The organism is Lysobacter sp. Root916, from assembly GCF_001429785.1.
Lineage (GTDB): Bacteria > Pseudomonadota > Gammaproteobacteria > Xanthomonadales > Xanthomonadaceae > Lysobacter.
On record NZ_LMJF01000013.1, the window covers coordinates 497,322 to 520,044 of the forward strand.

Annotated in this window: 16 protein-coding genes and 2 rRNA genes (1 of these 18 running past the window's edge); 7 read left to right on the plus strand and 11 right to left on the minus strand. The window is 66.0% G+C overall.

What is annotated here, in order from left to right; translation table 11 throughout:
- Positions 1–491: 491 nt before the first annotated feature.
- Together ASE35_RS14725 and ASE35_RS14730 are read right to left on the minus strand one after the other, a co-directional pair.
- Positions 492–2,243 (minus strand): SprB repeat-containing protein, encoded by a 1,752-nt coding sequence (locus ASE35_RS14725; RefSeq protein ID WP_200957036.1) that lies wholly within the window; start codon positions 2,241–2,243, stop codon positions 492–494.
- A 267-nt stretch (positions 2,244–2,510) separates the two neighbouring features.
- On the minus strand, positions 2,511–3,872 hold the full coding sequence (locus tag ASE35_RS14730; protein ID WP_057164310.1) for a porin: 1,362 nt from the start codon (positions 3,870–3,872) through the stop codon (positions 2,511–2,513).
- Positions 3,873–4,115: 243 nt separating this feature from the next.
- Here ASE35_RS14730 and ASE35_RS14735 point away from each other — a divergent pair, with 243 nt between their 5' ends.
- The 3 genes from ASE35_RS14735 (at position 4,116) to ASE35_RS14745 (ending at position 6,130) form a co-directional block, all read left to right on the plus strand.
- Positions 4,116–4,808, plus strand: a complete 693-nt coding sequence (locus tag ASE35_RS14735) for a rhomboid family intramembrane serine protease (protein ID WP_056181188.1) — start codon at positions 4,116–4,118, stop codon at positions 4,806–4,808.
- A 142-nt stretch (positions 4,809–4,950) separates the two neighbouring features.
- Positions 4,951–5,271 (plus strand): DUF1820 family protein, encoded by a 321-nt coding sequence (locus ASE35_RS14740; RefSeq protein ID WP_055901988.1) that lies wholly within the window; start codon positions 4,951–4,953, stop codon positions 5,269–5,271.
- Positions 5,272–5,482: 211 nt separating this feature from the next.
- Positions 5,483–6,130, plus strand: coding sequence for a hypothetical protein (locus ASE35_RS14745; RefSeq protein ID WP_057164311.1), 648 nt, complete (start codon positions 5,483–5,485; stop codon positions 6,128–6,130).
- 121 nt (positions 6,131–6,251) lie between these two features.
- Here the strand turns inward: ASE35_RS14745 and ASE35_RS14750 are convergent, their stop codons facing one another.
- The 3 genes from ASE35_RS14750 to gpmI all read right to left on the minus strand — a co-directional run bounded on the left by ASE35_RS14750 (position 6,252) and on the right by gpmI (position 10,699).
- The gene (locus tag ASE35_RS14750; RefSeq protein ID WP_082611294.1) at positions 6,252–7,610 is read right to left on the minus strand and encodes a S41 family peptidase; all 1,359 of its coding nucleotides are present in this window, start codon (positions 7,608–7,610) and stop codon (positions 6,252–6,254) included.
- Positions 7,611–7,880: 270 nt separating this feature from the next.
- The gene (locus tag ASE35_RS14755) at positions 7,881–9,131 is read right to left on the minus strand and encodes a peptidoglycan DD-metalloendopeptidase family protein (protein WP_057164312.1); all 1,251 of its coding nucleotides are present in this window, start codon (positions 9,129–9,131) and stop codon (positions 7,881–7,883) included.
- On the minus strand, positions 9,131–10,699 hold the full coding sequence (gpmI, locus tag ASE35_RS14760; protein ID WP_056181199.1) for a 2,3-bisphosphoglycerate-independent phosphoglycerate mutase: 1,569 nt from the start codon (positions 10,697–10,699) through the stop codon (positions 9,131–9,133). The genes ASE35_RS14755 and gpmI overlap by 1 nt, the downstream gene beginning before the upstream one ends.
- Positions 10,700–10,883: 184 nt before the next feature.
- On the opposite strand from gpmI, the gene ASE35_RS14765 reads away from it, so the two are divergent.
- Complete coding sequence (locus tag ASE35_RS14765; RefSeq protein ID WP_056181201.1) at positions 10,884–11,555, plus strand: hypothetical protein; 672 nt, start codon at positions 10,884–10,886, stop codon at positions 11,553–11,555.
- A 117-nt stretch (positions 11,556–11,672) separates the two neighbouring features.
- Positions 11,673–13,448 carry a M28 family metallopeptidase gene (locus ASE35_RS14770; protein ID WP_057164313.1) on the plus strand — a complete coding sequence of 592 codons (1,776 nt, stop codon included), beginning with the start codon at positions 11,673–11,675 and terminating at the stop codon, positions 13,446–13,448.
- A 656-nt stretch (positions 13,449–14,104) separates the two neighbouring features.
- Here the strand turns inward: ASE35_RS14770 and ASE35_RS14775 are convergent.
- The 4 genes from ASE35_RS14775 to ASE35_RS14790 form a co-directional block, all read right to left on the minus strand.
- Positions 14,105–14,539: a hypothetical protein gene (locus ASE35_RS14775; protein ID WP_057161110.1), complete on the minus strand. Its 435-nt coding sequence runs from the start codon at positions 14,537–14,539 to the stop codon at positions 14,105–14,107.
- Positions 14,540–14,611: 72 nt separating this feature from the next.
- Positions 14,612–15,952: a S8 family serine peptidase gene (locus ASE35_RS14780; RefSeq protein ID WP_082611295.1), complete on the minus strand. Its 1,341-nt coding sequence runs from the start codon at positions 15,950–15,952 to the stop codon at positions 14,612–14,614.
- Positions 15,949–16,698 (minus strand): hypothetical protein, encoded by a 750-nt coding sequence (locus tag ASE35_RS14785; RefSeq protein ID WP_057164315.1) that lies wholly within the window; start codon positions 16,696–16,698, stop codon positions 15,949–15,951. The genes ASE35_RS14780 and ASE35_RS14785 overlap by 4 nt, the downstream gene beginning before the upstream one ends.
- Positions 16,695–17,273 carry a sigma-70 family RNA polymerase sigma factor gene (locus ASE35_RS14790; protein ID WP_057164316.1) on the minus strand — a complete coding sequence of 193 codons (579 nt, stop codon included), beginning with the start codon at positions 17,271–17,273 and terminating at the stop codon, positions 16,695–16,697. Before ASE35_RS14790 ends, ASE35_RS14785 begins: the two co-directional genes overlap by 4 nt.
- Before the next feature lie 538 nt (positions 17,274–17,811).
- Between ASE35_RS14790 and ASE35_RS14795 the strand changes: the two genes are divergently transcribed.
- Positions 17,812–18,222, plus strand: a complete 411-nt coding sequence (locus ASE35_RS14795; protein ID WP_057164317.1) for an MAPEG family protein — start codon at positions 17,812–17,814, stop codon at positions 18,220–18,222.
- Between the two features lie 92 nt (positions 18,223–18,314).
- Positions 18,315–19,061 carry a 2OG-Fe dioxygenase family protein gene (locus ASE35_RS14800; protein WP_056181222.1) on the plus strand — a complete coding sequence of 249 codons (747 nt, stop codon included), beginning with the start codon at positions 18,315–18,317 and terminating at the stop codon, positions 19,059–19,061.
- A gap of 971 nt (positions 19,062–20,032) precedes the next feature.
- On the opposite strand, the gene rrf is transcribed toward ASE35_RS14800, so the two are convergent.
- Together rrf and ASE35_RS14810 are read right to left on the minus strand one after the other, a co-directional pair.
- Positions 20,033–20,147, minus strand: a 5S ribosomal RNA gene (rrf, locus tag ASE35_RS14805).
- Between the two features lie 184 nt (positions 20,148–20,331).
- A 23S ribosomal RNA gene (locus tag ASE35_RS14810) occupies positions 20,332–22,723 on the minus strand (it continues 486 nt past the right edge of the window).

Below are 22,723 nucleotides of genomic sequence, written 5' to 3' on the forward strand. Positions count from 1 at the left end.
GCGCCCATGCCGGTCCGCGGGCCAAGCGACGCCAACTCGATCCGGCCTGATGCCAGCCGGCGCTTCGCGAAAATGAGGGCGCCTGGGATGGACTGCAAGTCGCGCTCAGGTCGATGCCTGCGCCTGGAGCCTGGAACCGCGAGTCAGACCGAACGATCCCATTGCGCTGACCAAACCTGCCGCACAGAACACTGATCGCGGCCGCCACCGCCAGTGGCGAGCCGCGGCCACGTCGATCAATCAGCCGCCGGCGACGTTGCCCCAGCCGCCGCGCCCAGGCGCAGCGAACTTGCGCCCAGGGAGGGTGCCCAGCGCGCCGATCGAGAACGCCGCCACGCAAGCCAGGAACACGGCATGTGAGCGGTGCTCAGCCTGGCGCTTTCACTTCCGATGCCTTGGGACCCGCGCGCGAATCTACTAAAGAGCCCCGCGTCAGCGGGGCTCGTGAAATCGCAGTGATCGATCACCGCGATCCATTGCGGCGGCAAGACTTAGGGAATCGGATTCCCACCGCCGCCGCCACCACCACCGCCCGGGCAGCTGGCCATGTTGAAGAAGCTGCGCGTGGCGCTCTGCCCGTCCGCGCTGCCGACCACCAGGGTCGCGCTCTGGCCGCTGCCGACTTCGGCGGTGCGTCCGTCGGGCGAGTACCAGATCACGTTGCTCCAGCTGTAGGTGTAGGGCGGCAGGCCGCCGTTGACGGTGGCGGTGACGCTCCATGAGTCGCCGCAACCGCGCGCCGAGGCCGGCATGATCACGATCAGCGGACCCAGCGGCTCATAGGCCACGCGATCGTCGTACAGCTGCGCCCAGCGGCCGTCATAACCGCCGTTCTGCGGCAGCTCCCAACCGTTGAGCAGCCACTGGCCGGCTTCGTAGTTCTCGCGCGTGTCGATGCCGCCGGAGTGCACCAGCAGATCGTGCTGGCGCCAATAGGCGTTCAAGGACGCGTAGTCGCCGCTGGCGTCGGCGCGATTGCGGTTGTAGCTGTCGCGGCCGGCGCCGCTGTAGCCGCCGAGCTTGTCGGAACCGGAGATGGTGTCGGCATTGGTCTCGGCCGAGTACGCGCCCCACAGCCAATCCTTGCCGAGCACGCCGTCGCGGCCGTCGGTCAGGCTGGAGCTGGAGGTATCGCGCGACAGCACGTAGAAACGTTGCAGACCGACCGGCACTTCGACCTGGCCCAACTCGTCGGTGATCGGCGTGTCGAGCAGGATGTCGGCGGTCTGGCCCGAATTCCAATTGATCGACCAGTTGGCGCCCGACCACTGCCCGCCGAACACGTCGGCCAGGTCCTGAAGTTCGTAGGTGATCCGCTTCACCAGCGACCATGACACCGTGTCGTCGCGGCCGGCGGCCAGCGCGTTGGCGTTGCCGTAGTTGATGCTGCTGGCGCCCCAGGCAGTGACCGCGGCGTTGGAGGTCTCCGGCACCCACACGTAGTGCACCGACTTGTCGTCGTCGTTGGTGACTTCGACTTCGGCCTTGTTGTTGGCGGTGCGACGCGCGGCGATGGTGCTGTAGGCGTCCTGCACGAAATGCAGTTCGTGACCGTGCGTGCCGAGTTCGGTGTTGTCCTCGTCGGCCTGCCAGATCATCACGTGCTTGCCGCCGGCGACCTGCATGAAGTTCAGGTCGGAGCTGCCGTAGCTGCGCATCACATGGTCTTTGTGACTGGTGATGGTGACGTGGCCCACGTACTCGCCGCCCGCGCCCGGTGTGCCGGTCACGCCGCGCACCACGACTTCGATGCGTTCCCAGTCGTGGATCTCGTTGGCCTTCTTATCGACCGGGTGATAGACGTGGTACAGCAGCACCAGGGCCTTGCTGTTGCCGTCCATGTACTCGATCACCGACGAATACAGAGTCGGGCGGATGCGCCAGTTCGAATAGGCGCCGGTGCCCGCGGCCGAGGCGGCGATGTACTGCGACAGCAGGTTGGGCCAGGTGTAGCGGTTGTTGGCGAAATTGCCGTCGCGATCGAAGTCGTAGTTCGAAATCCAGTCGCGGCCCTTCTTGCTGCTGCTTTCCTCGGCGCGCTGCATGATCACCGGCGCGTAGTGCTGCAGATAGGTCTTGCGTTCGGCCGGCGTCAGCAACCAGGCCTGCGCGGACGCGACGCCGCTGGCGAGCACGGCGGCAAGGAACAACAACAGGATCGAACACCAGCGCAAGGGCAGGCGCGGCGAGAGAGCGCCGCCCGCTTTGGCAGCGGACGGCGCGGAACGGTTCACAGGGTGCATCGGTGTCTCCTTAATCCATCAAGGCACCTGCCGGGGCAGGCGAGTTCATGATGCGGAAGGGCTGCCTGCATCGGTCCGCGCAGGCCCTGCGCCCCGCGACGGGCTTTGTGTGCCGTCGCGCGCATCGCGTCCATCTGTCCACTCGCGTGCCCCGCTGTCAATCGGTTTCGCGGAGCGCTGCCTGCGGCCTCACCGAAATGGCACACAAAAGGCATAAAAAAAGCCCCGCCGAAGCGGGGCTTTTCGAATAACGCGTCGTACCGTGGATCAGAAGTGGTACTGCGCCGAAACGCCGAACAGGTTCACGTCGCTGCTGTAGGAACCGAACAGGCGCTGGCCGCCCTGGGCCGGCGGGGTGACGATGCCGATCTGCGGGGTGTCCGGCTCGATGCGCACGTAGGAGAAGTTCAGCTCGAGGTTCTCGCTGAAGTTCCAGGTGGCGCCGATGGAGTACCAGCGACGGTCTTCATCCGGCAGGCGCGGGGTGCGCGTGGCGTAGGTGGTCGGGGTTTCGTCGTAGGCGTAACCGGCGCGCAGGGTCCAGGCGTCGTTGAGCTTGTACTCGCCGCCCAGCGACATGAAGCGCGTGGTATCCCAGCCGAAGTGCTCGACCGAATCCGCGTCCGGGTTGGCGAAGTCGATGCGGATTTCCTGCAGCGACGACCAATCGGTCTCGGAGTAGTCGGCCAGCAGCGAGAACTGGTCGTTGAACTTGTACTCGACGCTGACGGTGGTGACCGACGGGGTGGTCAGCTTGGCCAGGGCCTTGCCGTCCTTGAACAGCGGCGTGGCACCGAGCGGGCCACCGGCCACGGCGGCCGGAACGGTCCAGTCGACGGTGCCGCTCAGCTCGTGATCGATTTCCGAACGGTGCGACAGGCCGATCGCCAGCTTGTCGTTCGGGCGGAAGTTGACGCCGATGACCCAGCCCAGGCCGGTGTCGTCGCCTTCGACCTTGGCGAAGCCATCCGAGCCCTGCGGACGCGCGAACGCCGGCGCGGTCGGACGAGCCGCCGGCGGCAGCTGGCCGAACAGGATCGTGCCGAAATCGACCGACTTCGACAGCTCAGCCTCGGCCTTCTCCCAGATGATGCCGCCGCCGACCGACAGGTGGTCAGGCACCAGGTCGAACGCGGCCGACAGGGTCAGGTCGACGGTCTTGAGTTCGGACTTGGCGGCGTAGTAGCGGCCGACCCAGCCGGGCTTGTACTCGGTCTTCAGACCGAACGGCGCGCTGACCATGGCGCCCACGGCCAGGCCGTTATCGAACTTGTGGATGATCGACATCGCCGGAACCGGGGTGACGTCGCCGGCTTCGCCGCCGTCGCCGCCGGTGAGCGGACGGCCGAGCAGGTCGTAACCGCCGCCGCTGAACTTGGCGTTGAGGTCGATGACGGTGACGTCGGCCTGGAAGGTGGTGCCTTCGAACTGGGTCATCGCTGCCGGGTTGTTGGCGACGACGGAGGAGTCGCCAGCGGCCACGCCGGAACCGGCGAACGCGCGACCCATGGCCTTGACGCTGTTTTCCTTGAGCTGGAAGCCCGAAGCGTGGACCTGGCCAAAAGCCAGGGCGCCGGTGATGCCCAGCGCGAGGGCGGTCAGGCGCGTATAGCGGTGTGCGTGTTGCATGCGTGTAGTCTCCATTGGAGTATTTTTTGGTATTCCTCGGCCGTCCGAGCGGCTCCGATCTGGCTGGAGCTCGCACCGCCGGAAAGCCCCTCCCGACGTACGACGCCGTATGCACTATAGCGCGGCCGTTAACTGAAAGCTAACAATAGGTCCCAGTTCCACCGCTACCGTTTTTGGCCTCATGCCGTGCCGGTTCCCCCCTGTTCGTACCGGCCGGACCTGAATCCGCGACGCCCCAAACCGATGTTCATCGCCATCCCCTCCCGCGAAAAGGCACCCCTGCGCTGGGCCACCCCCCTGCTGTTCGCGGTGCTGTGGCTGTGCTTCATCGGCTCGGCCCTGCTGCCGGACACCGACGAACGCCGCCTGATGCTGGAATGGGGCGCGCTGTCGGGCGGCCTGGCCACCCCCGAGGCCTGGTGGCACGCGATCCGCGACGGCAGCGGCCTGCGCCTGTTCAGCGCCTTGTTCCTGCACGCCGACTGGGCCCACCTGCTGGGCAACCTGGTGTTCCTGCTGATCTTCGGCCTGCCGGCGGAGCGGACGATGGGGCCGTGGCGGTTCCTGGCCCTGTTCCTGTGCGGCGGCGCGGTCGCCAACCTGGCCGCGGTGATCGCGATCGGCACGCCGGACCGGTTGATCATCGGCGCCAGCGGCGCGGTCTCGGCCCTGATCGGCGCCTACCTGGCGCTATTTCCGGGCGCCAAGCTCGGGGTGGTGGTGCCGCTGGGGCTGTTCCTGCAGTTCGTGAAGGTGCCGGCGCCGCTGCTGATCGGCGTCTGGGCGCTGCTGCAGGTGGTCTTCACCTTCATCGGCCCGGCCTTCGGCGCGGTCGCGTGGTCGGCGCATCTGGCCGGCTTCGCCTTCGGCGGCGCGTTCGCGCTGATCGCGCGCGCGGGCATCGCGCGACGGATGAGGCGGCGGCGCGGCTTCTGAAGGCCGAGATTGGGGATTAGGGATTCGACACAGCAGTTCGGTACTGCGCAGTTGAGTTTCGGTACTCGCCCCCCAAGCTTAGAGGCAGGCGCTCGCTCACGCTTTTGCGAATCCCGAATCCCCAATCCCGAATCCCTGCCCCATGGCCAAGACGCTATACAAAGTCACCTTCCTCAACGCCGGCAAGGTCTACGAGCTGTACGCGCGGCACGTGGCCTCGGGCGCGCTGTGGGGCTTCACCGAAGTCGGCGAACTGGTGTTCGACGTGCACGAAGGCCTGGTGGTGGATCCGACCGAGGAGCGCCTGCGCGACGAGTTCGGCAACACCCGCATGCTGCACCTGCCGATGCACAGCATCGTGCGCATCGAGGAAGTGGAGCGCAAAGGCCAGTCGGCGATCCGCGACGCGGCGACCGGCGAGAAGGTGGTAACGCCGTTCCCGCTGCCGGCGAAACCGCGCTGACGCAGGCGCCTACGCGCAGCGTAAGCGCGTGCGCACATCGCTGGCGCCGCGGCATGGCCCACCGTTTTAATGCCAATTTCGCGCTTCAACTGCGTATGAAATCCACTCATTCATGAGTGCGCCGTCTATCCATCCGCGGCGCCGCTGACGCGCGGCGGCACACGCCGCTGCGATGCTAGGCTGCTTTCCAGGCCCTACGCAGCGCGCGACGATGAGCCACGACGAACCAGCCAGCGGCACGATACGGCTCAAGGATCTGAGCTTCGCCGTCGAGCGCGCGCAAATCGCCGGTTGGCTGTACGACGACGCCAGCGGCGAGGCCCGCTGGTCGATCGATGTGCACGGCAGCGCGCAGCGCTTCGGCCAAGGCGAGGTCCAGCAGGATCTGCAACCGCATTTCTACGACGAGATCATGCCGGCGCGGATCGACGATTGGCGCCGGCTAGAGGGTTTCGCCTACAGCTTCGAACTGGAGCGCGACGACGCGGTAGGCGACAGCCTGCCTAGCCTGTATCTGTGTTCGCATCTGAGCCTGTCGCGCAGCGAACTGCGCCTGGGTGCGCGCCGCGGCGCGCGCTTCGCCCTGCACTGGCGCGGCCTGGCCGAGGCCAACTGGGACGAACGCTATGGCGAGGACATGCCGTTCGAGATCGACCTGGAGATTGCGTTCGCGCATCAGGAGGTCCGCTACTGGCATCGCGACGACGGCGACGACTACGAAGGCGCCGCCCGCGCGGTCATGGCGCGACGCGGACTGTCCGGCGAGCACCTGCGCTATCGCGAACACAAACGTTTTCGCGACGATCCCGGCGACGAGCACTACCGACTGATGCGCGTGTTCTTCGATCCGCTGGATTGAAACCTGCGCGTGCGTCGCGAAACGATGCGAGCGGATGCGACGACGCCCGGCTTGCGGCCGGGCGTCGTCGGGTTTGGTGCGGACGGGTTGGCGCCGGATCGCTGAGCCCGGCGCGCCGCGCTCAGCGCTTGGTCGCGCCGTCGTCGGCCTTGGCCACCGCCGGCTTTTTCAGCTCCGCCAGCGCGGCCGCGATAGGCGCGTCGCCTTCCAGCACTTCGCCGGCGTTGGTGCCCGGCGCGTCGTCGACGTCGCCGCGCAGATGGCCCGGCAGGCTGGCTTCGCTGTAGCTGGTGCGGCCGCCGTTGGCCGCTTCCTTGGCCGGATGCAGGGCGACGTCGGGCACGATGCCCAGGGCCTGGATCGATTTGCCGCTGGGCGTGTAGTAGCGCGCGGTGGTCAGCTTGACCGAATCGCCGTTGTCCAAGGGCAGTACGGTCTGCACCGAGCCCTTGCCGAAGGTGCGGCTGCCGACCACGCGCGCGCGGCCGTTGTCCCGCAGCGCGCCGGCCAGCACTTCCGAGGCGCTGGCCGAACCGGCGTCCACCAGCACCACTACCGGCGCGCCGTCGATGCGGTCGCCCGGGGTGGCGCCGAACTCGGCGTCGCTGATCGCAATGCGGCCGCGCGTGCTGACGATCTTGCCCTTTTCCAGCAAGTCGTCGGCGATCTGCACCGCCGAGGTCAGCAGGCCGCCGGGGTTGCTGCGCAGGTCGATCACCAGACCGCTGAGCTTGCCGCCGGCCTGGGTCTTGAGCTTCTCGATCTGGGTTTCGAAATCGGCGGCGGTGTCGGCCTGGAAGGCGCTGATGCGCGCGTAGCCGTAACCGGGCTCGAGCATGCGGCTGCGCACGCTGGCGACGCGGATGGTCTCGCGCGCCACGGTCACGTCGAAGGGCTTGTCGCGTCCGGCGCGCACGATGCTCAGCACGACTTTGCTGCCAGGCGCGCCGCGCAGCGGCCCGGAGCTGTCGCCTTCGTCGGCCTTGAACGGCTTGCCGTCGATGGCGATGATCAGGTCGCCGGCCTTGATGCCGGCGCGCGCGGCCGGGGTGTCGTCGATCGGCGAAATCACCCGCAGCGTGCCGTCGGGCTGGCGCTGCAGTTCGACGCCGATGCCGTCGTAGGCGCCGCGCGCCTGCTCGTCGAAATCGTCGGCGGCGACCTTATCGAGGTAGACGCTGTGCGGGTCGAGATCGAACAACAGGCCGCGTATCGCCGAGTGCATCAGCTTGCGGTCGTCGACCGGTTCGACATAGGCCTGCTTGACCGCGTTGTAGACCGCGACGTAGCGGCGGATCTCGTCCAGCGGCACCTTGGACTCGGACTTGTCGTCCTTGGCCTCGGCCTTGGCCGGTTTGGCCTCAGCGGGCGCGGGCGGTTCCTGCGCCGCGGCGGGCAGGACCGCGCCGGCCAGCGCCAGCCCCAGCAGCAGGGCTCGCGTCAGGCCAGGACGGGAGGACAGCGGATGACGCAGGCGCATGCATGGAACTCCGTAACGGATACCGGTTGGACCGCGCGGCGCGATCGAGGTTCGGTCGCGGCGTGTGGTTCGAATAGGAACACGTTAGGCAGGGCGGCGGGAAGCTTTCGTTAACGCCCGGCGGACGCATTCAGGCGCCATGTGGCGGGGCGGGTGACGGGTGAAGCAAATCCCCCTTAATCCCCCTTTTTCAAAGGGGGAGAAAGCGGGGCCGCCCGGCCGATCTTCCCCCTTTTCAAAAGAGGGATTAAGGGGGATTTGCCCTTCCCCTCAGCGCCGCAACCAGGTCGCTGGATTCACCGGCTGGCCGTTGCGGCGCAGCTCGAAGTACAGCGCCGGGCGGCCGTTGCCGCCGGAGCTGCCGACGGTGGCGACGGGGTCGCCACGTTTGACGCGGTCGCCGACGTTGCGCAGCAGGGCGTCGTTGTGGGCGTACAGGCTCATGTAGCCGTTGCCGTGGTCGACGATCAGCAGCAGGCCGTAGCCGGTCATCCATTCGGCGTAGACCACCTGGCCGTCGCCGACCGCCTTGACCGTGGCGCCGGCGCTGGCGCCGATCAGCAGGCCTTCGCTGCCGCGCCCGTCGGGCATGGTGCCGCCGTAGCCGGCCAGCAGCGCGCCCGAGACCGGCCAGCCGAGGCCGCCGACCTGCAGCGGCGCCGCGCTGGCGACCACCGCCGGCTTGCGCGTGGGCGTGCTGCCCGCGGGCTTGCCGCTGTTCTGGGCGGCGCGCGCTTCGCGGGCTTCGCGCGCGGCCTTGGCCACGGCGGCGGCCTTGCGCTGGGCCTCGGCGCGCGCGGCGGCCTGGCGCAGTTTCTTCAGCAGATCCTCCAGCCCCTTGGCGTCGCGGCCTAGCGCGCGTTCGCGGCTGCTGCGGTCCTGGTATTTGCGGTTGATCTGCTCGACCACGACCGCGCGGCTTTGACGGTCGTTCTGCAGCTGGCCCAGCTGCGCGCGCTGCTGCTTGCGCGCGCTATCGAGTTCGGACCGGCGCGTCGCGATGTCGCGCTCGACCGCGTCGAGTTCGGCCAGTTCGCCGCGCAGTTGTTCGATCCGGCGCGCGCGGTCGCGCTGCACGTAGCCGTGGTAGGCGAGCATGCGATTGGCGTCGGCGACCTTGTCCTGGGCCAGCATCACCTTCAGCGGCGCATCGCCGCCTTGGGCGTAGGCGGCGCGCAGCAGCTGCGCGAGCTCCTCGCGCTTGGCGCCCAGAGTCCCCAATAAGGTCTCGCGCCGCTGCTGCAGCTGCGCCAACGAGGATTGCTCGCGCGCCAGGCGCTGCTCGGTTTCGCGCAGGCTGCGGTTGGATTGCCCGACCTTTTCGTCGACCTCGCGCAGTTCGCGCGAGGCGGCGCCGCGCTGGCCTTCGAGTTTGCGGCGCTCGTCGGCGACCGATTTGAGTTCGCTCTTGATGCGTTCGAGCTTGCGTTCGGCATCGCGGCTGCTGTTCTGCGCCGCCGCCGGCGCGCAGGCCAGCAGCGACAGCAGCAGCGCCACGGCGAACGCGCGCAAGGACGGCATCAGGCGACCGACCCGCCTTCGATCGCGCCGTCCGAAACCAACAGGCTCTTGCCGGTCATCTCGTCCGGCTGCGGCAGGCCGAGCAGGTCGAGGATGGTCGGCGCGACATCGCGCAAGGCGCCGCCGCTGCGCAGGCTGGCGCGGCGCGGGCCCAGGTAGACCAGCGGCACCGGGCCGACGGTGTGGGCGGTGTGCGGCTGGCCGGTGGACGGGTCGCGCATCATTTCGAGGTTGCCGTGGTCGGCGGTGATCAGCAGCGCGCCGCCGCTGTCGCGCACGGCCTGGGCGATCGCGCCGATCGCCACGTCCACCGCCTGCGCGGCCTGGATCGCGGCGCCCAGGTCGCCGGTATGGCCGACCATGTCGGGGTTGGCGATGTTGCAGATGGCGACGTCGATCGCGCCGGAGCGGATCGCTTCGACCAGCTTGGCGGTGACTTCCGGGCAGCTCATCTCCGGCTGCAGGTCGTAGGTGGCGACCTTGGGGCTGGGCACGAGGATGCGGGTCTCACCCGGGTAAGGATCCTCGCGGCCGCCGCTGAAGAAAAAGGTCACGTGCGCGTACTTCTCGGTCTCGGCGATGCGCAGCTGCGTGAGGCCGTGCTCGGCCAGCAGCTCGCCGAGGGTGTGGCGCAGGTCGTCGGGCGCGAACGCGACCGGCGCCGGCAGTTTGGCGTCGTACTCGGTCAGGCAGACGAAGCGCGACAGACGCGGCTGACGCAGCTCGTAACCGGAGAAATTCGGATCCACGAACGCCGCGGTGAGCTGGCGCGCGCGATCCGCGCGGAAGTTCATGAACACCACCGCGTCGCCGTCCTGGATCGGACGCGCGCCGTCGATCACGGTCGGCGCGACGAACTCGTCGGTCTCGCCGCGTTCGTAAGCCTGCGCCAGTGCGGTCTGGGCGTCGCCGGCGTGGTGATCGCTGGCGGCTTCGACGATCGCGTCCCAGGCGCGGCGCTGGCGGTCCCAGCGCTGGTCGCGGTCCATGGCGTAGTAGCGGCCGCTGACCGAGGCGATGCGGGCATTGCCGACCCGGTCGCAGACCTCCTGCAGGCGCGCCAGGCTGGGCGCGGCCGACTTGGGCGGCATGTCGCGGCCGTCGAGGAAGGCGTGCACGGCGACCTCGGCCACGCCTTCGCGACGCGCCAGTTCCAGCATCGCGAAGATATGCTGCTCGTGGCTGTGCACGCCGCCGGGCGAGAGCAGGCCCATCACGTGCAGGCGCCCGCCGGAAGCCTTGGCCGCGGCGCAGGCCGCGCGCAGCTCGTCGTTGGCGTAAAAGCTGCCGTCCTCGATCGCGGCGTCGACCCGGGTCAGATCCTGGTACACGATGCGGCCGGCGCCGAGGTTCATGTGGCCGACCTCGGAATTGCCCATCTGGCCGTCCGGCAGGCCGACGTGGCGGCCCTCGGTATGGATCAGGGTGTGCGGCTGGCTGGCCAGCAGCGCATGCCACTGCGGCAGCTCGGCCTGGGCCAGGGCGTTGTCGGCCGTCTCCTCGCGATGGCCCCAGCCATCCAGAATCAGCAGAACCACGGGGTGGGGGCGCGCGGAGGGGGATGGCACGTCGCGTTTCCTAGTGAGGGGGCCGGAGCCGGCGTTGCGGTTGCCCGGGATTGTAGCGGAGCCGGCCGCGACGGCATTACGAAGGACACGCGCCGAAATCGGTGTCGATGCCTTAAACCTGTGCCATGCCCAGCGCATCAGATCTTACGAACCCACCCAACGGGAACGCCGAAGGACCCCGCCCATGACCCGCAACCGCTTCGCTCTCGCTCTCTCGCTGGCCCTGTCCGTAGCGGCCGCGCCCGTATTCGCCGCCGATCAGAACATCGACAAGGTCAACGGCAGTATCAACGTCGAAGCCGGGCAGACCTACGGCAACCTCGAAACCGTCAACGGCAGCATCCGCATCGGTGCCGGCGCCCGGGTCAAGAACGCCGAAACCGTCAACGGCAGCATCAACGTCGCCGAAAAGGTCCAGGCCGGCGGCCTGGAGACCGTCAACGGCAGCATCCGCGTCGCCAACCACGTGCAGATGAACGATGGCCTGGAGACCGTCAACGGCAGCATCTTCGTCGATCGCGGCGGCAACATCCGCGGCGGCGTCGAGACCGTGAACGGCTCGATCGGCCTGGTCGACACCGATGTGTCGCAGAGCATCAAGACCGTCAACGGCGACCTCACCGTCGGCGCCGGCTCGCACGTCAAGGGCGGCATCACCTACGACAAGCCCAATTTCCAGCTGTTCTCCAGCAATCGCCGCAATCCGCGCGTGATCATCGGACCGAACGCGCAGGTCGACGGCGCCCTGGTGTTCAAGCGCGAAGTGGACCTGTACGTGCACTCCAGCGCGAAGATCGGCCCGGTCACCGGCGCCACCGCCGTGCGCTATTCCAGCGATACCCCGCCCAGCAAGTAAGCGCGGCGACGCTGAACGGCCCGGACCCGACCGCGTATTCACGATAGCGGTCAGGTCCGCGGGCCGGTTCGGGACATAGAATGGGATTCCGCCGATGTTGGCCGTCCCGGAGTCGCCATGTCCCGCACACCGTCCCACCCCACTCATTGGTTGAGCGCCACCTCGGTGCTGGCCGCCGCGCTCGCCGCGACCGCCTGCAGCAAGCCGCCGGCCGAAGCGCCGACCGCCGCAGCTCCGCAGGCCGCCGCGCCTGCCGCCGCCTCCGACCATGCCTTCGACGCGGCGATCAACGCCGCCGATTTCGCCGAGCACGTCAAAATCCTGGCCTCCGACGAGTTCGGCGGACGCGCGCCCGGCAGCGCCGGCGAGGAAAAGACCGTCCAGTACCTGGAAGCGCAGTTCAAGCGCCTGGGCCTGAAGCCGGGCAACGGCGACAGCTATTTCCAGACCGTGCCGATGGTCGAAACCACGGCCGACGAAACCACTTCGCTCAAGCTCGACGTCAAGGGACAGGCGCGCGAGCTCAAGTTCGGTAGCGACATGGTGGTGGGCACGCGCACCGGCAAGTCGGAAGTGAAGGTCGACGCCAGCGACCTGGTGTTCGTCGGCTACGGCGTCAACGCGCCCGAGCAGAACTGGAACGACTACGCCGGCGTCGACGTGAAGGGCAAGACCGTGGTCATGTTCGTCAACGACCCGGGCTTCCACGGCCAGGACGCCAAGCTGTTCGAAGGCAAGCGGATGACCTACTACGGCCGCTGGACCTACAAGTTCGAGGAAGCCGCGCGCCAGGGCGCCGCGGCGGCGCTGATCATCCACGATAGCGAGGGCGCGTCCTACGGTTGGGACGTGGTCAAGAACTCGTGGTCGGGCGCGCAGTTCGACCTGCCGGCCAAGGACGATCCGGAACCGCGTCTGCCGGTGCAGGGCTGGATCACCGGCGACGCCGCACGCAAGCTGCTGGCCGACCTGGGCCAGGACCTGGACGCGCTGTACAAGGCCGCGGGCAAGCCCGGCTTCAAGGCGATTCCGCTACAGGCCAAGGCCTCGATCGATCTCAAGAGCCAGATCAGCGAGAAGTCCTCGCGCAACGTGATCGCGCGTCTGGACGGCGCCAAGCGTCCGGACGAGGCCATCGTCTACATGGCGCACTGGGATCACCTGGGCGACCACGCCGACAAGGGCGGCCACGAGGGCCACGGCGCCGACGCATCCGCCGCGGCCGCCGCCGACACGATCTACAACGGCGCGATCGACAACGCCACCGGCGTGGCCGGCATTCTCGAGATCGCCGAAGCCTTCACCAAGCAGACCCCGCCGCCGGATCGCTCGCTGCTGTTCGTGGCGGTGACCCTGGAGGAATCCGGCCTGCTCGGTTCCAAGTACTACGTCGCCCATCCGACCGTGCCGCTCAACAAGACCGTCGCGGTGATCAACCTCGACGCGATGCCGGTGATCGGCAAGGCGCGCGATATGACGGTGATCGGCTACGGCAGCTCGGAGCTCGAGGACATCCTCAAGACCGTCGCCGGCGCCCAGGGCCGCACCCTGCACGCCGAGGCCACGCCGGAAGACGGCTTCTACTTCCGCTCCGATCACTTCAACTTCGCCAAGGCCGGCGTGCCGGCGTTGTATGCCAAGGGCGGCGACGACCTGATCGACGGCGGCACCGCGGCCGGACAGAAGGCCAACACCGATTACCGCGACCACCGTTACCACAAGCCCGCCGACCAGTTCGATCCGGGCTGGAAGATGGACGGCGTGGTGCAGGACCTCGACGCGCTGTACGCGGTCGGCAAGACCCTGGCCGGCAACGAGCAGTGGCCGAACTGGTACGAAGGCAATGCCTTCCGCGCCGCACACGACAAGCTGATGCAGCCGGCCGGCAAGTGACGACCCGGCGCCTCTCCCGCTCGCGCATGCCTAGGCTGCCGCGAGCGGGAGAGGTCGCCTTGGCTATCGAATAGAGCGGGGGCGTTGCGCTCTGCAGCGACCGCGCCTTCTGTGGGAGCGGCGTAGGCCGCGACGGCCCCCTCCTCGCAACATCGCCCTCCCCGCCGCGAATCGTGAGCCACGAATCCCGTATCCGCCCGATGCGGGAGCGGCGCGAGCCGCGACCGCCGCAATGAAACGGCGCCGCTACTTCAGTCTCCGCGGCCAGGCCAGCTCGGCTGCGCCCGCGTACGACGCACCCTCCATGTGGGAGCGACGCAAGCCACGCCGCAGCAACGAAGCGATGGCGCAGTTCGTCGCATGGCGATCGCGGCTCACGCCGCTCCCATAGACGGGGCGTTCAAGTCGTCGACTTTCCTCGAACTTTGAGCGGTCATGCACCCTTTGGAGACGCCGGCCGCGCTGTCGCGGCCGGCGTTTCGTGGCCTTCATCGCATGCGTCTCATGGAATCCATCCGCGAAGGCGGATTCTCTCGCCCACTCTATGCGCAGTCCGCGCGATGCGTCGCGGAGCATCGAGCGGTTCGCCCCACAGGGATTCGTTCCCTCAACCGCAAGGCGGCCTAGGGTTTGCCTCGCCGGTCGGGTCTGCGGCCTTAATCCCAGGTACCGGTTTGCCCGTATGCGCTGTTGTTGCAGATTAGGACAACGACTATGCGCGGGTGGTTGGGCCAGCTAAACGGGGCGGGATAGTAGACAGGCATCAGCGAGGTATAGCAGCCCCAGTACGGGCCGCCGGGGACGACGGTTTCCATCGGGCCGTCGTAAACCTTCACCTTCTCCGACAGGCCGTAGCTGAGGAGGATGTCACTGACTTTTTCGGTGTTCTTCGCCTTCAACGCCTCGTGAAACTCGGGTTGCGCATTAGCGAATTCGAGAACGACAGCGGCCTCGGCGAGGCTGGGCATGTCCGTACGGGGATCGTCCTTGGCCTGCACCGCTTCCCGGCTTTGCGCCCAGGCATGGCCGCCGACCAAGGTGAAAAAAGTGAGCGCGATGCAAATGATCTGGCTTCTGGTGGAGCGAAGCATAGGTGTATCTCCTGGCGTTTCCGTCGCGGAATGCGATGGACGTCCACCAGTCGCGCCGAGCGCGAGGAAGGTTCAATGCGATCGCGACTTTTCTTGCGGTAGCAGGAACAGGCCGGCGCCGAAGATCGGATCGTGGCCCGGCGAGCCGAGATCGCGCGCCGCAGCGCGGGCGGTCGGGCGTATCGCGGTGGGCGCGCGTGCGCCCTCGCATTCGGTCGCCCGCAACAAGGCGCCCGCGACCAGCGCGGAGGCCATCGACGTACCCGACATCCTGCGGTAGGCACTGCGCGTGCCGTCGGGAACGGCAACGAACACATCCACGCCGACTGCGGCGACATCGATGCGGTCGCCGCGACTGGCGTGCTCATAAGGCTTGAGCGCGTTGTCGATCGCAGTCACCGCCAACACCGCCGGGTGGCTGGCCGGAAACGGCACGCGTCGCCGCGCGCCGCCGTTGCCCGAAGCGGCCACGACGCAAACGCCACGCCGATCGATTTCATCCACCATCAGGCCGAGTAGCGGATCCTCTCGGCCGCCGAACGCGAGATTGAGCACGTCGGGCCTCGCGATGGCGGCCGCATCGAGCGCTTTCGCCAAGTTCGTGGTGGTGGCGACCGCGACGCCGTCCTTGCGTTCGGTAAACGCCGCAAAACTCAACAATCTGGCGCCGCGAGCGACGCCGGGCACCTCGGAACCAGAGCCGGCGATCAGGCTTGCGACGGCGGTACCGTGCGCTTTGGGTGTCGCGTCCGCGATGAACAAGCGCTGCTCCAAACGCGCTCCGCGCAGCGCCTCGTGGTCGAGCGCCACCGAGGTGTCTATCATCGCGATCGTGCGGGCGGTCGCACTCGTATTCGCGTTCACCTGCGTAGGCGCGCCCAACCCATGAATCGCAAAGCGCTTGGGAGCCGGCTCGGCGTCGCTCATCGTTTGAAATATGAAATTCGGCTGCGGGCCGTGCACGTCCGCCGATTGCGTCAGCCGTTGCAGGGCGGCTTCGAGCGAATCCCTCTTGCGCAGGCCCGCGACAACTAGCGTGGTACCCAGGCTTTGCAACGGAATGGCTTCGATCAGATCGAGCCCCGCTTGGGCCGCGATTGCGGCCGGGTCCGCATCGGTGGTGAAGAGCACCTGGCCCGGCAAGGTCTCAGTCACATCGCGATCGCGCAGCGACTCGGTATTTTTCAGTAGACCGAGCGGTATGGAAAAGCCATGCAGAGAAATGCCGCGTTTGGGTGCAGTGGAGGGAGGGCCCGCAATGGGCACGCCGTTCGGCCCGACGACGACGGTTTGCGCATACGCCGGCGCCCACATGGACAGCGACGGTATCGCGAATAGCATCGCGAGGATCAACGCCAGACGAGGCCGTTTCACGAGCGTCCATCGCGACGGGGGCATGGCGAACGAGTTCATCCCTGCCGTCCCACGAACGCTACCGACGGCGATCGTTTGAGTGCGACTTCGACCGCTTCAATCTGGGCTGCGTCTAGTCCGTCGGTAGGCGCCACATCGATCATCCCGTCTTCCGGTCCGTCGACGATGCGCAGATTCAGCTGCTCACACAGCGCTTGAACATCGGACCAAGGCGCGTCCGCGCGCAAGCGCAGGGAAAAGCGCACGCCGGCCGCGGCCGCGCGATCCGTGGGCCCGGACAGCGAAGCGTATTCCGCGCTCTCGCCGTCGCTCCGCATTCGATACAGCATCACGGCTTGAACCATGCAAACGAGGGCCAATCCCGCAGCCAACGCCTTGCTCAACCAGGGCCGGTAGCGCGGCCGGCGCGAGCCGAACGACGTCTGCGCTGCCGGCGCGCCGACTTCGATCCGCGCCGGTTGCGCCGTTGCTTGGGCCGCCGGTGCGGATGCTGTCGAGGCGTCGAATAGCGGGACCGGACGGTTCGAGTCCGCCGTCTCCGCGGCGATTCGCGCCTGCAGTTTGCGCAGTCGATCGGCCGGCGATGCGGGCTCGGCTCCGAGCGAGCGTTGGCCGGATGCCTGGATCTGCGCTTGGAACTCCTGCACTTCAGCGAGTTCAGCGCGTAACTCGGGCATCGTAGCGAGCGCTTCGTCGATGCGCGCACGTTGCTCGGCGTCCAAACGGCCGTTGGCGTAAAACGGCAATAGCCCGGCAAGTTCGTGGATATCGTCGGTGTGATTCATGATGCTTGCTCCCGGAGCAATTTCCGCGCATGGAACAGGCGCGTCTTGACGGTGTTTTCGGGGCATCCGACGATCTCGGCGATCTCTGCCAGCGACTTCTCCTCGTAATAACACAACCAGACGGCTTCCCGGTGCTCGTGACTCAGTCGTTGCAAGCGGCGCCAAAGTTCATCGATGTCCGATAGTTTCTCGGCCAGACGGTCTGGAGTGTCGGCTTCGTCGGGCAGCTCTTCGAAGGCTTGCGCTTCCTTATCGCTGGCGGCAAGGCGTTCGCGATTCTTGCGAATCAGGTCGATAGCTTTGTTGCGCACGATCCGTCGCAACCACCCCTCGGCGCTGCCTTGCCCCTGAAAGTTTGAGGCCGAACGCCAGACATCGAAGAATGCCTCGTCCACCGCGTCGGCCGCGGTTTCGCGGTCGGCGGCCAGCAAGCTGGCGGCATAGCGCACCATCGTCGGCTGCAACAAGGTGTATAAGGCGGCGAAAGCAGTTTGGCTGCCCCCTGCGATCTCGCCGATCAACGCCGCGAGATCGCTACCGTCTTCCGGCGCGTTGGCCTCCTCCAAACTCCCCATGCAATGTCTCTCTTGAATGGCGGCACCGGGTACGACGCGATTAAGACTAGCATTGCGGGGACGCCTCCAGAATCGACGAGCGCCGACGGTTTATTCAATGTAGCCATGCGGCGCGTGGCTGGGGAATCGATCCGCGCAGACCGATCAGCCGCCCGTCGGCTCGACAGCCCCTCGGTTGAGAGGGCCGGCCGTCGAACGCGCGTCGAGCAACGAACGGGCCGAATCTGTCGGTTGGTCTAGCGCGTTCACGTGGCTCATTCCGAAGGGAACCCATAGGCTCCCCAGAAAGTGGGGGGGCGGGGGAGCTTTGCTTTGCGCTCCCGTCCCAGCACTCGACACGGGTCCGTGGCTGGCTCTCGGGTATTGGGGCGACATCGCTATCCAGCGTGCATCCGGCGCGGGCCGGTCGCTCCGGTACGTCCTGGCCACTGACGGCGACGCATCTCCAATCCCAGCGTCCAGCCCGTCGCGCCCGGCCCCCATGCCGCCACCGCTTTTCCGCTAGGCTCTGCAACATCCTTCGCTGCGGAAACCCGTCATGACCCTGGCCCTCGCTTACTGGTGCGTGTTGTTCGCTGCGCTGCTGCCCTATCTGTGGGTGTACATCGCCAAGGCCAGCGGCCAGCGCTACAACAACCGCGACCCGCGCGGTTGGCAGGCGCGTCAGGACAATCCGCGTTCGATCCGCGCCAACGCCGCCCAGCTCAACGCCTTCGAGGCCTTCGCGCCGTTCGCGGCCGGCGTGGTGATGGCGCAGCTCACCGGCGTCGCGCACGCGCAGATCGCCGCGCTGGCGTTGGTGTTCGTGATCGCGCGCGTGCTGCACGGCCTGCTCTACCTGGCCGACAAGCACACCCTGCGCAGCCTGGTCTGGCTGGTGGGCTACGTCTGTGCGATCGCGCTGCTGGTCATGGCGGCGTTGAAGGCAGCCGCGATCGCCCCGATCTGATTTCTTGCGGCGGTACCGATCCGCCGCCTTCCATCTCCACCGGGTCGAACGACCCGGCCGAGCGCTACGCTAGCTTCGTCAAGGCCAAGGCAATGACTTCCGGCGTCACCGATACCGTCCGCGACCTCGAATCCGGACTGCAGCACGACGGCTTCCGCTTCCTCGAAGCCGACACCATGCGCGGCCTGCTCGAGCGCGACCGCCCGCTCGCCGACTGGCCCGCCTTCGCCGGCAGTTGGAACGACCTCGGCCCCGATACCTACCTCGCCCGCCACGGCCGCGACCGCAAACGCCGTTATGCGGTCTACTCCGCCGACGCGGAGGGCGGGCTGCGTCGCGAGAAGCACCAGCCGCATTATCAGAGCCTGGACTACAACGTCCTGCAGGGCGATATCGAACGCTGGTTCGAACCGATCCTGCCCGAGGTCGGCGACAGCGACAGTCTGCTGCGCATCCTCGGCTTCTGCCGCGACTTCTACGGCGCGCTGGCGCCGGCGGTCAGCGGTTGGCATATCGAGGTGCATCAGTTCCGGATCGAAGCCCGCGTCGACCAGTCCGGCGAGCCCACCCCGGAAGGCGTGCATCGCGACGGCGTCGACTATGTGCTGGTTCTGCTGGTCGATCGCCAGAACATCCTCAGCGGGACGACCTCGATCCACGCCGGCGACGGTCGCGAACTCGGCAGCTTCACCCTGACCGCGCCCTTGGACGCGGCCCTGGTCGATGACAGCCGGGTCTTCCACGGCGTCACCGCCGTGACCGCCCAGGACCCCAGCTTGCCCTCGCACCGCGATGTGCTGGTGGTGACCTTGCGTGCTAAGGATTCGGCGGCGCGTTGATCGCCTGCTGTCGCTAGCCTCCAAACGAAAAATGCCGGCGCAAGCCGGCATTTTTGTCACGGCGCTAGGCCCTTTGGGTAGGAGCGGCGTAAGCCGCGACCGCGCCAGTCCGAGCGACGTCGCCGGTTCGGGGGCCTGCCTCTCCGAACGACATCGTCGGTTCGGGGCCTGCCTCCTGTGGGAGCGGCGTAAGCCGCGATGTCAGTGGAGCAGCGCCGTCGTTCGATGTGCCGCGATCGCGGCTGACGCCGCTCCCACAGGGTGGGATGCGTGCGGCCCGTGGCTCCGCAGCCTCCCTGCTCCGTTGCCTCGGCTTTAGGCGGGTCGGTTGCGTCGGTGCTCGCCCGGCTTTGGGGTAGGAGCGGCGTAAGCCGCGACCGCGCCAGTCCGAGCGACGTCGCCGCTTCGGGCCCGCCTCCTGTGGGAGCGGCGTGAGCCGCGATGTCAGTGGAGCAGCGCCGGCCACGGCGGTGATCGAGAAAATGCTGCGNCACATCGAACTCGCCGTCCAGCACCCGGTCCAGGCGGCCTGGTCCCTCGAGCGCGCCGCCCGGCTTTGGGGTAGGAGCGGCGTAAGCCGCGACCGCGCCAGTCCGAGCGACGTCGCCGCTTCGGGCCCGCCTCCTGTGGGAGCGGCGTGAGCCGCGATGTCAGTGGAGCAGCGCCGTAGTTCGGTGTGTCGCGATCGCGGCTGACGCCGCTCCCACAGGGCGGGATGCGGGCGGCCCGTGGCCTCCGCAGCCTCCCTGCTCCGCGGTCGCGGCTTGCGCCGCTCCTACAGGGGGCGGGTGGGGTTGCGGGGCGGGTCGACGGTGCGCGGATTAACTCTTGGTGTCCGAACGAGCGCATCCGGATTAACTCGCCGACGCCGCGGATTCGGGCCGCATTAACTCGTCATGCCAGCGCATTATCTTTGTTTCGCGCAAAGAAGAAGGCCGGCCCCCTTGCGGGAACCGGCCTTCGGATGAAGCCCCTGGCGATGACCTACTCTTGCATGGCTTAGGCCACACTACCATCGGCGCATATGCGTTTCACTTCCGAGTTCGGGATGGGATCGGGTGGTTCCACACAGCTATTATCACCAGGGAGAGGGTGGAGGGTCGCAGATCTCGGTGTACTGAGGTTGCGCGCACGCTCTCGTTGGGTTGCTTTCGACGGAATGATCCCCGTCGTTGGCGAATAAGTTGGGACGTAGCGAAGTTTACTTCATAAAGAAGCGTTGACGAAAGCCGTCAGACATATCGTGGAGACCAAAGCAACTTGAGGTTATATGGTCAAGCCACACGGATCATTAGTACAGGTTAGCTCAATGCATTGCTGCACTTACACACCCTGCCTATCAACCACCTAGTCTTGATGGTTCCTTTAGGGGACTTAAAGTCCCGGGAGATCTCATCTTGAGGCGCGCTTCCCGCTTAGATGCTTTCAGCGGTTATCGCTTCCGAACATAGCTACCCGGCAATACCACTGGCGTGATAACCGGAACACCAGAGGTTCGTCCACTCCGGTCCTCTCGTACTAGGAGCAGCCCCTCTCAAATCTCCAACGCCCACGACAGATAGGGACCGAACTGTCTCACGACGTTCTGAACCCAGCTCGCGTACCACTTTAAATGGCGAACAGCCATACCCTTGGGACCGACTACAGCCCCAGGATGTGATGAGCCGACATCGAGGTGCCAAACACCGCCGTCGATATGAACTCTTGGGCGGTATCAGCCTGTTATCCCCGGAGTACCTTTTATCCGTTGAGCGATGGCCCTTCCATACAGAACCACCGGGTCACTAAGACCTACTTTCGTACCTGCTTGATCCGTCGATCTTGCAGTCAAGCACGCTTATGCCTTTGCACACAGTGCGCGATGTCCGACCGCGCTGAGCGTACCTTCGTGCTCCTCCGTTACACTTTGGGAGGAGACCGCCCCAGTCAAACTACCCACCATACACGGTCCCCGACCCGGATTACGGGCCTAGGTTAGAACGTCAAGCACGACAGGGTGGTATTTCAAGGATGGCTCCACCACAGCTAGCGCCATGGTTTCATAGCCTCCCACCTATCCTACACAGACGAACTCAACGTTCAGTGTAAAGCTATAGTAAAGGTTCACGGGGTCTTTCCGTCTTGCCGCGGGAACGCTGCATCTTCACAGCGATTTCAATTTCACTGAGTCTCGGGTGGAGACAGCGCCGCTGTCGTTACGCCATTCGTGCAGGTCGGAACTTACCCGACAAGGAATTTCGCTACCTTAGGACCGTTATAGTTACGGCCGCCGTTTACTGGGGCTTCGATCAAGAGCTTCGCCTTGCGGCTGACCCCATCAATTAACCTTCCAGCACCGGGCAGGCGTCACACCCTATACGTCCACTTTCGTGTTTGCAGAGTGCTGTGTTTTTGATAAACAGTCGCAGCGGCCTGGTCACTGCGACCCCTCTCAGCTGTAGCTCGCATGAGCCACCAAGAGGGGTGCACCTTCTCCCGAAGTTACGGTGCCATGTTGCCTAGTTCCTTCACCCGAGTTCTCTCAAGCGCCTTAGAATTCTCATCCTGCCCACCTGTGTCGGTTTACGGTACGGTCTGCGTAAGCTGAAGCTTAGGAGCTTTTCCTGGAAGCGTGGTATCAGTCACTTCGCTCTAATGAGCTCGTCTCGCTGCTCGGTGTTAAAGGGTCCCGGATTTGCCTAAGACCCACACCTACCTGCTTTCTCCCGGACAACCAACGCCGGGTAGACCTAACCTTCTCCGTCCCTCCATCGCACTTACGCGAGGTGCTGGAATATTAACCAGCTTCCCATCGACTACGCATTTCTGCCTCGCCTTAGGGGCCGACTCACCCTGCGTCGATTAACGTTGCGCAAGGAAACCTTGGGCTTTCGGCGTGCGGGCTTTTCACCCGCATTATCGTTACTCATGTCAGCATTCGCACTTCCGATACCTCCAGCGGACTTCTCAATCCACCTTCAACGGCTTACGGAACGCTCCTCTACCGCGCATACAAAGTATGCACCCCAAGCTTCGGTTCATCGCTTAGCCCCGTTAAATCTTCCGCGCAGACCGACTCGACCAGTGAGCTATTACGCTTTCTTTAAAGGGTGGCTGCTTCTAAGCCAACCTCCTGGCTGTCTGTGCCTTTCCACATCGTTCACCACTTAGCGATGAATTTGGGACCTTAGCTGTGGGTCTGGGTTGTTTCCCTTTTCACGACGGACGTTAGCACCCGCCGTGTGTCTCCCGGATAGTACGTACTGGTATTCGGAGTTTGCCATGGTTTGGTAAGTCGCAATGACCCCCTAGCCATAACAGTGCTCTACCCCCAGTAGTATTCGTCCGAGGCGCTACCTAAATAGCTTTCGAGGAGAACCAGCTATCTCCGGGTTCGATTAGCTTTTCACTCCTAATCACACCTCATCCCCTACCTTTGCAACGGGAGTGGGTTCGGGCCTCCAGTTGATGTTACTCAACCTTCACCCTGGGCATGACTAGATCACCCGGTTTCGGGTCTACTGCCCGCGACTATGCGCCCTTATCAGACTCGGTTTCCCTTCGCCTCCCCTATACGGTTAAGCTCGCCACGAACAGTAAGTCGCTGACCCATTATACAAAAGGTACGCAGTCACCCTTGCGGGCTCCTACTGCTTGTACGCACACGGTTTCAGGGTCTATTT